The organism is Staphylococcus caeli (assembly GCF_900097965.1).
GTDB classification, from domain to species: Bacteria; Bacillota; Bacilli; order Staphylococcales; family Staphylococcaceae; genus Staphylococcus; species Staphylococcus caeli.
The window spans coordinates 194,952-208,290 of record NZ_FMPG01000004.1; the positions used below are offsets into that span (position 1 = coordinate 194,952).

Genomic DNA, 13,339 nt, shown 5'->3' on the forward strand with positions numbered 1-13,339 from the left:
ATATTAACAATAGATACGACTTATATGGTGATTAATCAAACTACATAAGTATTTTAAAAGTGGCTAAGAAGTCAATCGATTATGGATTGAATCTTAGCCGCTTTTGTTGTGTCATCTAGCATCTAAAACATTAGAAATCAAAATAATAAATAATAGTGTTATATTTGCTCGAGAAATTGTTACAATGTTTGATATAATGTTTAAAGCGCAAATCATTTTATAAATCAATGTGTTATTCCGAAATGATAAAAAATTGAGGATCAAAATATTGAACATATTTATAAATAGAATATTAAAAATTAGAATTGGATGATATGTCAAATGAATAACATAAAACAATTTTTTCGATATATTAGTAAGAATGCAAAGTATATCGATTATCCGTTAGTAGTTACATATTTATTATTATGTCTAATTGGATTGGTTATGGTATATAGTGCGAGTATGGTTGCTGCTACAAAGGGTACATTGACAGGTGGCATATCAGTTGCTGGTACATATTTTTATACGAGACAATTAATGTACGTCATAATGAGTCTATGTATCGTCTTTTTTATGGCGTTTTTCATGAATGTGAAATTTTTAGAAACAACACGTTTTCAAAAATGGATGATGATGGGGATTGTCATACTACTAGTAGCGACATTAGCAATTGGTAGTAATATTAATGGATCTAAGAGTTGGATTAATCTCGGATTTATGAATCTGCAAGCATCAGAATTATTGAAAATTGGTATAATCCTATATCTACCATATATGATTGAGAAGAAAAGACCAAAAGTGTTTAAACAACCTAAGTTACTTACTTCACCAATTATATTGGCAGGGTTCTGTATTGGGCTTGTATTATTACAGCGAGATGTAGGACAAACGCTATTAATCATGATTATCTTCTTTTCAATTATTTTCTATGCCGGTATAGGTGTGGAAAAATCAATTAAATTTGGTGCAATCATAGTTGTTGCAGTGATTATTATTGCTTCATTATTCTTGCTTTTAGGGTTGGTACCGGATTATTTAACGGCTAGATTTAGTACGTTGACGAACCCTTTTAGTCAAGAATCTGGCACAGGTTACCATATTTCAAACTCACTAATTGCAATAGGTAATGGTGGATTATTTGGTAGAGGATTAGGTAACAGTATTATGAAATTGGGTTACCTACCTGAACCACATACAGATTTTATTTTTTCAATTATCTGTGAAGAACTTGGTTTACTCGGTGGCCTTGTAGTTATTTGCTTGCTCTTCTTCATCGTCTTTAGAGCATTTGAATTAGCTAATAAAACTAATTCATATTTCTATAAATTAGTTTGTGTTGGTGTAGCAAGTTATATAGGTAGTCAAACATTTGTAAACCTAGGTGGTATTTCAGGTACAATTCCATTAACGGGGGTACCATTACCATTTATTAGTTTTGGTGGTTCTTCGATGATAAGTTTGAGTATTGCATTAGGTTTATTATTAATAACTGGTAAGCAAATTAGAATTGAAGCTTATAGAAAAAAACAAGCGGAAAAACAAAATTCAAAAGTTAGAATTGCGAAAAGATAGTAATCATTCTACGATAAACGAAAAGGCAAACGTTTCAACATTAATGTGTTGAAAACGTTTGCTTATTTTTATATGGTCTCATTTAAATTTTGAAAAAGTTTTAATAAATCACTGTAGTGATAATAAAAAATTATCGATTATAATAACTTTTTATTATGAATGAAACATGATATAATTTCATTCTAACCTGATGATATAAGGCTTTTATTAGGTTTCTATTATAAATTGATTTTATTTGTAAGTTGAATTGCAATTGATTTTAGATGAACATTTAACTTTCATCATAATTATTTATTGCTGTATAGATTGTTCGTATTTTGCTATAATAAAGTTTATATTCAATTTTTTAGAAAATTCAAAAATTTAAGGGGGACCATGATGTGAAACAAATAAACAAGCTTTTGGTAGCCAATCGTGGTGAAATTGCAATTAGAATTTTTAGAGCAGCCACAGAATTAGATGTTAAAACAGTTGCTATATACTCAAACGAAGATAAAGGCTCTTTACATAGATATAAAGCAGATGAATCCTATTTAGTTGGAGAGGATCTTGGTCCAGCAGAATCTTATTTAGATATTGAAAGCATAATTGATGTCGCAAAGCGTGCTGGTGCAGATGCGATACATCCAGGGTATGGGTTTTTAAGTGAAAATGAAACATTTGCTCGAAGATGTCATGAAGAAGGTATAAAATTTATCGGACCGCGTGTAGAACATTTAGATATGTTTGGTGATAAAGTAAAAGCGAGAACAACTGCGATTAATGCTAATTTGACAGTTATCCCTGGTACAGATGGTCCGATTGACAATCAGCAAGATGCTGTTGCATTTGCTAATGAAGCAGGATATCCATTGATGATAAAAGCGACAAGTGGTGGCGGAGGCAAAGGCATGCGTATTGTACGCTCAGAAGAAGAACTTGAAGATGCCTTCCATCGTGCTAAATCAGAAGCAGAGAAATCATTTGGTAACAGTGAAGTTTATATTGAAAAGTACATTGATAATCCAAAGCATATAGAAGTACAAGTAATGGGTGATGAGCATGGTAATATTGTGCATCTATATGAGCGTGATTGTTCTGTACAAAGACGTCACCAAAAAGTCGTAGAAGTTGCACCATCAGTTGCATTATCTGATGACTTAAGAGAACGTATTTGTGATGCTGCGATACAATTGATGGAGAATATTCAATATGTTAATGCCGGTACAGTTGAATTTTTAGTTTCAGGGGAAGAATTTTACTTTATTGAAGTTAACCCTCGTGTACAAGTAGAACATACCATAACGGAAATGGTGACAGGCGTTGACATAGTGAAGACACAAATACTTGTTGCTGATGGTGAACGTTTATTCGATGATGAAATAAGTATGCCTCAACAACAAGATATCCAAACATTAGGATATGCGATTCAATGTAGAATTACGACCGAAGATCCAACGAATGATTTCATGCCTGATACAGGTCGTATTATTGCCTATCGCTCTAGTGGTGGATTTGGTGTCAGATTAGATGCTGGTGATGGATTCCAAGGTGCTGAAATCTCACCATATTACGATTCGTTATTGGTTAAGTTATCTACACATGCATTATCATTTAAACAAGCAAATGAAAAAATGGATCGTTCATTACAAGAAATGAGAATCCGTGGTGTTAAAACCAATATTCCATTTTTAATTAACGTGATGAGACATCCACAATTTAAAACTGGAGATTACACAACTAAATTTATTGAAAAAACACCTGAATTATTTGATATTGCACCAACTCTAGATAGAGGTACAAAAACATTAGAATATATTGGGAACGTGACAATAAATGGTTTTCCTAATGTAGAAAAGCGCCCTAAACCAATTTATGAAACTTCGCCGATACCACAAGTTTCAAACAAAGAAATTGCACAGTTACAAGGTACGAAACAATTATTAGATGCTAAAGGGCCCAAAGCTGTTGCTGAATGGTTAAAACAACAAGATGACGTGTTAATCACTGACACAACATTCAGAGACGCACATCAATCTTTACTTGCTACGCGTGTAAGAACGAAGGATATGATGAATATTGCTTCTAAGACTGCACAAGTGATGAAAGATAGTTTCTCCCTCGAAATGTGGGGTGGCGCAACATTTGATGTTGCATATAACTTCTTGAAAGAAAATCCTTGGCAACGTTTAGAACGTCTAAGAAAAGCAATTCCAAATATCTTATTCCAAATGTTGTTACGTGCGTCAAATGCAGTAGGTTATAAAAATTATCCTGATAATGTAATCCAAAAATTTGTTCAAGAAAGTGCGGATGCTGGAATTGATGTGTTTAGAATCTTTGACTCATTAAATTGGATAGATCAAATGAAAATTGCAAATGAAGCAGTACAAAAAGCTGGTAAAATATCTGAAGGTACAATTTGTTATACTGGTGATATTTTAAATCCAAATCGTTCAGAAATATATACATTAGAATATTATGTGAAAATGGCTAAAACATTAGAACGTGAAGGGTTCCATATCCTAGCTATAAAAGATATGGCTGGTTTATTAAAACCGAAAGCTGCTAATGAATTGATTGGTGAATTGAAATCAGCAGTAGATTTACCTATTCATTTACACACACATGACACGAGTGGTAATGGCTTACTTGTATACAAACAGGCAATAGATGCGGGCGTGGATGTAATAGATACGGCTGTGGCTTCTATGAGTGGGTTAACGAGTCAACCGAGTGGTAATTCACTGTACTATGCTTTAAATGGTTTTGATAGAAATATGCGTGCAGACGTGGATGGTATGGAAGAATTATCTCATTATTGGGGAACAGTGAGACAATATTATAGTGATTTTGAAAGTGATATTAAGTCTCCGAATACAGAGATATATAAACATGAAATGCCAGGTGGACAATATTCTAATTTAAGCCAACAAGCCAAAAGTTTAGGATTGGGTAATAGATTTAATGAAGTGAAAGAAATGTATAAACGCGTGAATTTCCTGTTTGGTGATATTGTAAAAGTAACACCGTCTTCAAAAGTTGTTGGAGATATGGCACTTTATATGGTTCAAAATGACCTAGATGAAGAAACGGTTATGAATGATGGCTATAAATTAGATTTTCCAGAATCTGTTGTGTCGTTCTTTAAAGGTGACATCGGACAACCAGTTAATGGCTTTAATAAAGCATTACAAAAAGTAATTCTTAAAGGACAAAAGGCAATATCAGATCGTCCAGGTGAACATTTAGAACCTGTTGATTTTGAAGCGGTACGACAAGAATTAGAAGATAAACAAAAAAGTGTTGTCACAGAACAGGATATTATTAGTTACGTGCTATATCCTAAAGTTTATGAGCAATTTATTGTCACACAAGAACAATTTGGCAATGTATCATTGCTAGATACACCGACGTTCTTCTTTGGTATGCGTCCAAATGAAACTGTAGAAATTGAAATTGATACAGGAAAACGTCTGATTATCACACTTAAAACGATTACCGAACCGGATGAAAAAGGTGTTCGCACAATTTTCTATGATATGAATGGTCAAGCAAGACGTATTTATATTCAAGATGAAAATGTTAAAGCGAACGAAAGCGTGAAACCAAAAGCAGATAAGTTAAATCCAAATCATATTGGTGCGCAGATGCCAGGCTCCGTAACTGAGGTGAAAATATCAGAAGGTGAGACAGTGGTAAGTGGTCAAGCATTATTGATTACTGAAGCTATGAAGATGGAAACGACGATCCAAGCACCGTTTGATGGTGTGGTTAAGAAAGTAACAGTTCAAAATGGTGAAGCCATTGAAACGGGAGATTTATTGATTGAAATTGAAAAAGAACCCGTAGATTAATGATAATGAAGTGCACCCCAAAAGTTGGACTAAAAATCTAACTTTTAGGGGTGTATTTTTTATGGGTAAACATTATAAATTTGAATTTAAATTAAAGGTAGTCCAAGAATATTTAGAAGGTAGCTTAGGGTACAAACGCTTAACAGAAAAATATAAAATACCAAATAAGTCTATCGTTCAAAGATGGGTCAATCAATATTTAGAGTTTGGACGAGAAGGATTAGATAAAAAATCACAATATCAATCGTATACTAGAGTTTTTAAAGTATCTGTTTTAAAATTTAGGTATGAGAATAGATTATCTTATCGAGAAACAGCGAATCATTTCAACATTTCAAACCCTTCGATGATAGCTAATTGGCAGCGTACATTTGATGAAGAAGGCGTTCTCGGTTTAGATAATAAACAGAGAGGACGTCCTTCTAAAATGAAAAGAAAACAATCAAAACAAAAATCTAATAATCAATCATTAAATGATAGTGAACGCGAGGAGTTAGAAAGACTAAGAACTGAAAATGAAATGTTGAAAGCAGGTATTGCTTATCAAAAAAAGTTACAAGCCTTGACTCAACGCTACGAAACAAAACATCCGAGAAAGTAAAAATTATACAAGAATTACATGAAACATTAAAATTTGAGCTAAATCACCTATTTAAAATATCAGAAATAGCGAAATCTGTTTATTACTATTGGCTCGATCGTTTTAAGCGACCTAATAAAGATGATGAAGTGATAGAAGCTATTAAAACTATATGCGAAAAATGTAAATATACTTATGGTTATCGAAGAGTTACTCAAGCCTTGTTAAATGAAGGGTATAAAGTAAATCATAAAAAAGTAAGGAAATTAATGAAGTCACTAAAACTTACATGTACAAAATTTACACATAGAGGACGTAAATATAAGTCTTTCAAAGGAAAAGTAGGTAAGGTCGCAAATAATTTATTAAAACGTCGTTTTAATACGAATCGTCCTTATCAAAAAGTAGTTACTGATATCACAGAATTTAAGTTGAACAATGGTCAAAAATTATATTTATCCGTATTCATGGATTTATATAGTTCAGAAATACTAAGCTATGGTATTTCAAGCCGTCCCACACTAGATATAGTACTTAATCCATTAAAAGACTTTTTAAATATGCGTCCCAATGTCAATTATCGACTAACTATACATTCAGACCAAGGTTGGCATTATCAAAACAAAAAATACGTTAGTATTTTAAAAGAAAATAATGTTTTTCAAAGTATGTCAAGAAAAGGTAATTGTCTTGATAATTCAGTTATGGAAAACTTTTTTGGACTATTGAAACAAGAAATGTTTTATGGAGAAAGTTTTGATAATATTCAACAACTAGTAGAAGCTATTCAAGAACATATAACTTTTTATAATAATGAAAGAATTAAAACAAAATTAAAAGGCTTGTCTCCTAAGGAATTCAGGAAACAAACCTTTGAAATAATATACTAAACCAAAGTACAACTTTTGGGGTTCAGTACATAAAGTGTAAATAAAAGGGCGCATGCAGTTTAAAAACTGTGTGCGCCCTTTACGTTCAAAATAAAAATGCGTTGACTTTAATCAAGATAAACAAAGCACAATGGCTTTACATCTTAATTGTGACAACACATTTATAAATGAGTAAAATATGAAATTTAATTATCCACCACTTCGTATTGTACGTAACATCAAAATGATAAAGTAGGCGATTAAACCGAAGAGCAGTGTGATAAATAAAGCGTGTAATAACGCTATAAATAAATTTACTTCTGTAATAATAGATAATGCTCCAGTAGTTACTTGCAATATAACTAAAATAAATGCGGCAGTATAGCCATAACGAATGGTACGATTATCTTGATAATTATTAATAGCGTGAATAAATGTGATCATAATCCAAATAAAGGCAATAAATGCCATCCCTCTATGCGTAAAGTTTACCCAGTCTTGTACGTTATGAGGAACAAGGTCATGGAATGGTAATGGCCATTGACCATATGCCAAACTTGCTTCTTTATGTCTAACTAATGCGCCAGTATAAATTGTTAGATAGACTATTATAGCCATTATCCAAGTATAAACTCTTAATGGTTTTCTAATAAATAATTCGTCAGCTTCATATTTACGGTCAACATCAAAAATGATTAAAGTAAGTACAAAAACTGAGGAGAATGAAATTAGAGAAATTCCAAAATGTAATGCTAAAACATATGCATTTTGTTGCCACATAACGGCTGCAGCACCAACTAATGCCTGAATTAATAAGAAACCAACACTAATACAGCACAATGGTTTCACTTCTTTAATATAACCAATGTGTTTCCAAGCAACGATGACTAACCATAGAACTACGATTAATGATAAACCAGAAACTGCTCTATGACTTAGCTCAATAATAGTTTGTATCGGTAGATTCTGAGGTAAGAATGCACCGTGACAAAGTGGCCAATCTGAACCACAACCGTCCTCTGAGCCAGTCTTTGTTACCAAAGCACCGCCCAATTGAACAAATGTCATAATTATCGTCGCTAATACGGATAACCATTTCAGGTTCTTTTTGCTAAACAAGAATTAACCCCCCATTTAAAAATAAAACTATTGAGACATTAAAACAAAATTGTTATATATATAGCAGTTGCCATACTCATCTATCTCACTAATATATTTTCTGATAATAAAGCTTAAATACAATTATAACAAGAAATATACTATTAATTGTGTCACAAAGATGACTTTTTGTGAATGTCGTTAAAGTGTCACAAATAATGCTACAATAATGTAGTCAATGACACAAATTTAATATATCATTGTATTATATGAAAAAAATAGGAGGGAAATTATGAACAAAGAACATACTTTGTCGCATAATTCTAGTCGTGTGACTTTTAAAGAGTTACAGCAGATTATAAAGATGGGATTAGTACAAGGCAATTTAATCCCAGCATTTGCTGGATCATGGTTAGCAATTGTGTTGGCAAATCATTCCTTCCTCTCGTCAATACCACAAATCTTAATGATGTTGGTGGGCTCTACGTTAATTATGGGGGGCGCATGTGCTTTAAATAATTACTATGATCAAGATATTGACAGTATCATGCCAAGTAAACAACAGAGACCAACAGTTAATGACAGAATTTCAAATAGAAATTTATTAATGCTTAGTTTTGGGATGATGCTAATAGGAGAAGCGTTACTTTTCGCATTGAATATACCATCAGGTGTAATTGGTTTATTAGGTATTGTTGGATATGTATCGTTTTATTCTATTTGGTCAAAACGCCATACAGTTTGGAATACTGTTATTGGAAGCTTTCCAGGAGCAGTACCGCCACTTATTGGATGGACAGCAATTGAAGGCAATTTAAGTCTAGTGGCAGTTGCATTGTTCTTAGTAGTATTCTGTTGGCAGCCTGTTCATTTCTATGCGTTAGCAATCAAACGTAAAGATGAATATGCGTTAGCACATATTCCAATGCTACCATCAGTCAAAGGATTCAGTCGTACGAGAGTAAGCATGTTTATTTGGTTAGTATTCTTACTACCGTTACCATTCTTATTAAGTAGTTTAGGTACAACATTTATAGTGTTAGCTACGCTATTAAATTTAGGATGGATTTATTTAGGTTTAACTAGTTTCAAAAAGGATTCAGACCAAACAAAATGGGCAACAAAAATGTTTGTATATTCATTAAACTATTTAGTAGTATTTTTTGTACTCGTTGTTGTCGTTTCGTTAATTCAAATGTTCTAATAATTAAGAATGAGGATGTTATTATATGAATTTACCAATTTTACCTACAATTAGTACGAGCTTTATTGTTATTAGTGCTATTCTAGTTGCAATAGGTTGGCGCCAAATATGGAAAAAGAATATAGAAAGTCATAAAAAAGTAATGTTATGTGCGGCATTTTTTGCTCTTGCGTTCTTTATCATTTATGCTTCAAGAACGATTTTTATTGGTAATACTGCTTTTGGTGGTCCAGACTCAATTAAAATTTATTATACAATTTTCTTAGTATTCCATATTAATTTAGCAACAATCGGTGGCGTTTTAGGCATTTTACAAATAATAACTGCTTTTAAAAACAAATTTAAAGTACACAGATTTGTTGGACCAATTGCTTCAATCATTTGGTTCTTTACCGCAATTACTGGTGTAGCTGTCTATGTGTTATTGTATGTGCTTTATCCCGGTGGAGAGACGACTTCACTTATTAAAGCAACTTTCGGATTATAATACGATACTTTAAATAAATGTGAGTAGTTAGCTTTTATGGCATATATGTAGGGGATAATTCGTGTGTTAACTAGTTTAATAAAATAGTTTACCCCAACATAATAAATTAATAATAAGCAATGTAATTAAAAAGAGGGATGACTGTCATTACGACGGTTATCCCTCTTTTTATAGTTAATCTTGCACTTAGTCACTCATAAAAAAACAATCATTTATTTAGATAGTTTCTTAAATGCTTTGCGGTTACAGATCGTTCTACATCTAAGAGGCCATGTGCTTCGCCTTGATAAAGCAATTGTCCACCTTGTTCTCCAGCATATGGACCGATATCGATAAACCAATCAGCATGAGTCATCATAGTTAAATTGTGTTCTATAATAATGACTGTATTTGAAGCTTTGATTAATTGATCAAAACATTCCAATAGTATTGGGATATCATCTTCATGTAATCCAGTTGTTGGTTCATCGAATATGAATATATGTTGATGTACCGTTTTAGTTAAATATTTACTTAATTTCACACGTTGTATTTCGCCACCAGATAAGGTATCAAGCGACTGTCCTAAAGTCATATAGTTGAGGCCGGTTGATTTTAAAGCTTCTAAAGGCTGTGAAATTTCAGGTTTTTTGTTGAAAAATGAAATCGCTTCGTCGACTGTAAGTGCTAGAATATCTGCAATATTATAATCATTAACTTTTGCATTTAATACTTCAGGTTTATATCGTTTGCCATGACAAACATCACAAATCTGCGTGAAATCAGGCATAAAAGCGAGTTCAGTTTTGATTATACCTTTACCATGACATTCAACACATGCACCTTCAGAATTATAACTGAACATAGATTTTTTAATTCCAGTTTCTTCACTAAAATATGAACGTACATCGTCAAAAATATTAAGATAAGTCAATAAATTAGAACGGTTAGAAGCATGTGCTGGTTTTTGGTCTATAAAAATTGTATCAGGCATTTTTTCCAAACCAGCATGGATTAAGGAACTTTTTCCAGAGCCTGCGACGCCAGTAATAACAGTCATCGCTTCTTTAGGTATTTTTACGGATACATTTTTTAAATTGTTACGTGAGATATTTGAAATAGATAAGAAATCATTATTGCTTAGTTGTGACGGTTTTAATCGATGTTGTCGGCGTAATGCTTGACCAGTATGCGTTTGAGAATGAAGTAAATTGTGATAACTACCTGTAAACGTAATTTCACCACCATTTTTACCTGCTAATGGTCCTAAATCTACAATATGATCAGCAATTTTAATGACATCAGGATCATGTTCAACGACTAATACAGTATTCCCTTTATCTTTGAGAGATTGAATGATTTCATTAATGCGCTGTATGTCTTCAGGATGTAGACCGATACTCGGCTCATCGATGATATATACAAGATCACTTAACGCACTATTTAGATGGCGGATTAGTTTTATACGTTGAGATTCGCCACCAGAAAGTGTTGTGGTTTCTCTAGATAAAGTAAGGTAGTTTAGACCAATATAACTTAATGATTCTAATTGTTGTTGCAGTGGGTCGATGATGACACTCGCTTTGGCAGAATCAATTGTTTTAATAAATTTTAATGCTTCATCAATAGATAAATTTGTAAAATCAGCTATATCGTAATCGTTAATTTTACATTCCAAGACTTTGGGACTCAAACGTTTTCCGTTACAAGTGGGACATTCTTTGGATGTCACAACACGTTCTATATCATTTTTAAATTTTTGCTTTTCGAAATTATCATTTAATAAGAATGAGCGTCTGAATCTATGTATAAGACCTTCGAATTTTGCAGTTCGTGGCCAATTTGATGGTGGATTTTTCAGCTTCGTTGGTTTTGTATATAAAAATATATCTAATTCTTCCTTTGAATAATCTTTTAATTTTTTATCATTATCAAACAAACCTGTATATAAATAGCGTTTGCCTCTCCAACTATCCGGTCTAAACGAAGGGAAGCGAATGGCATCTTCATTTAAAGATTTATCAAAATCTAATAATTCGTTTAAATCGATATCCTCAACGTAACCTAAACCGGAACAAGTTTCGCACATTCCTTTTGGATTGTTGAAAGAAAAAATATCTGAATATCCAACAAAGGGTTCACCTATTCGCGACCATAATAATCTGACTGATGCATAAATATCTGAAATTGTACCTACAGTTGACCGAGAATTACCGCCTAATCGGTTTTGATTGATTATCATTGCAACAGGTAGGTGTTCAATTAAATCTACATTCGGTTTGGAAAATTGACTCAATTGGTGTTGAATATAGGTAGAGTAAGTTTCATTTAAAAGGCGTTCTGATTCAGCGGCTATTGTATTAAAGACTAAAGAAGATTTGCCAGAACCAGAGCGACCTGTGAATACAGTGATTTGATGCTTAGGAATATCTACAGAAATGTTTTTTAAATTGTTTTGTTTTGCGCCATGTATACGTATCATTGACATAAAATTTCACCTCTATTGCATACTATACCCAAAATCATATGGTGTATGACGACAATATGCAATGAATTGAAATATGATTGCACATAGGCAATATATTAAACGAAAAGGAAATTTCAGATAACATGCCTTGCTTGTGATATATTGAAACATGTACAATAAATGAAAGAGAACTATAGGTGGGTGAGCGATGAGGAAGCTAATAATTAAAGTTATTGGTGTGTTATTATTGATTTGTTTTTTAATTTATTTATTTTACTCGCCACGTTTAAAATTTGATGTTTTGGAAAATCCTAACAAAAATACAACTAAAACAACGCAAAACAAAGATTTTAAAACTACTGATAAATCTGTAGAAAACCCTATGCCTAAAGATGGTGTTGGTACATGGATAGGTAAAAATTTTAATAAACTAACCGATACATACGGTCAAGCGGACAGAGTATACGCGTATAAAGGCAATTTTAAAAATTATGTATTTAAAACACGTAATCAATATTATTTAGTTACAACTAAACATAATATCATTAAATCAGTATATGCAACCGGAAAAGACGCAAATGTTAACCCAGTAAAAATTTCAGATAGTGCATCTGAAGTTTATGAAAAATACAGTATAAACCCAGAACCGACAATTAAAGTAAAGGGTAAACAGTATGATTTAGAATTATCAGACTCAGACATTAAGACACAAACACTTATAAAATTCAAAAATATCTATGCACAAATATATATTGATCAACAATCGAATAAAATTGTAGCAGTGAGATATTTAGATAGTGAAGCGTTGGCAGCTTTTAAACCTTATCAAATGCTTAGTGCTGAAAAGGATGAAGAAGTTAAGAGCCAATACAATGATGTACCGTATGAACAAAATGCCAATCAATTGATGACCTTATATGAAATTACTAATGAAATGAGAAAATTAAAAGATGCGAAGCCGTTAAAAATAAACAACGACATTGCACATATTGCAGCATTTAACTTGTATGAAGCAACAGGTACAGATAGTGTAGAATTTACAGAAGATGCATTAACACAACAACTTAATGAACAAAAAATACCATTCGTAGCGACAAGTCAAAATGTTGGTTATGATTTTAATGAAGTACCTACCTTAATTCATAGTTGGTTGAATTCGGATATTCATAGGTCTAGAATGTTAAACTCAAAATATGACGAAATGGGTGGAGAAGTAACGAATGGTTATTATACACTCATATTTGTAGAGAACTAGTAGAAGGGAG

9 protein-coding genes are annotated in these 13,339 nt (G+C 32.4%); 7 read left to right on the top strand and 2 right to left on the bottom strand.

Annotated features, from left to right (window positions below):
* Positions 1–321: 321 nt before the first annotated feature.
* From ftsW to BJS11_RS07030, 4 genes are all read left to right on the top strand, one after another.
* On the top strand, positions 322–1,554 hold the full coding sequence (ftsW, locus tag BJS11_RS07015) for a cell division peptidoglycan polymerase FtsW (RefSeq protein WP_069994765.1): 1,233 nt from the start codon (positions 322–324) through the stop codon (positions 1,552–1,554).
* A 380-nt stretch (positions 1,555–1,934) separates the two neighbouring features.
* The gene (locus tag BJS11_RS07020; RefSeq protein ID WP_069994763.1) at positions 1,935–5,390 is read left to right on the top strand and encodes a pyruvate carboxylase; all 3,456 of its coding nucleotides are present in this window, start codon (positions 1,935–1,937) and stop codon (positions 5,388–5,390) included.
* Between the two features lie 61 nt (positions 5,391–5,451).
* Entirely contained in the window at positions 5,452–5,991 is a 540-nt protein-coding gene (locus BJS11_RS07025; protein WP_069994761.1) for a helix-turn-helix domain-containing protein, read from the top strand.
* Between the two features lie 5 nt (positions 5,992–5,996).
* Entirely contained in the window at positions 5,997–6,860 is an 864-nt protein-coding gene (locus tag BJS11_RS07030) for an IS3 family transposase (RefSeq protein WP_245167090.1), read from the top strand.
* A 189-nt stretch (positions 6,861–7,049) separates the two neighbouring features.
* Here BJS11_RS07030 and BJS11_RS07035 read toward each other — a convergent pair whose 3' ends face one another.
* Complete coding sequence (locus BJS11_RS07035) at positions 7,050–7,958, bottom strand: COX15/CtaA family protein (RefSeq protein ID WP_069994757.1); 909 nt, start codon at positions 7,956–7,958, stop codon at positions 7,050–7,052.
* A 271-nt stretch (positions 7,959–8,229) separates the two neighbouring features.
* Between BJS11_RS07035 and cyoE the strand changes: the two genes are divergently transcribed.
* Both cyoE and BJS11_RS07045 read left to right on the top strand, forming a co-directional pair.
* On the top strand, positions 8,230–9,141 hold the full coding sequence (gene cyoE, locus BJS11_RS07040; protein WP_069994755.1) for a heme o synthase: 912 nt from the start codon (positions 8,230–8,232) through the stop codon (positions 9,139–9,141).
* 25 nt (positions 9,142–9,166) lie between these two features.
* On the top strand, positions 9,167–9,628 hold the full coding sequence (locus BJS11_RS07045) for a DUF420 domain-containing protein (protein WP_069994753.1): 462 nt from the start codon (positions 9,167–9,169) through the stop codon (positions 9,626–9,628).
* Between the two features lie 208 nt (positions 9,629–9,836).
* Here the strand turns inward: BJS11_RS07045 and BJS11_RS07050 are convergent, their stop codons facing one another.
* Positions 9,837–12,095: an ATP-binding cassette domain-containing protein gene (locus tag BJS11_RS07050; protein WP_069994751.1), complete on the bottom strand. Its 2,259-nt coding sequence runs from the start codon at positions 12,093–12,095 to the stop codon at positions 9,837–9,839.
* 187 nt (positions 12,096–12,282) lie between these two features.
* Between BJS11_RS07050 and BJS11_RS07055 the strand changes: the two genes are divergently transcribed.
* A complete protein-coding gene (locus tag BJS11_RS07055) occupies positions 12,283–13,329 on the top strand; it encodes a CAP-associated domain-containing protein (protein ID WP_069994749.1) in 1,047 nt (348 codons plus the stop codon).
* Positions 13,330–13,339: the final 10 nt, after the last annotated feature.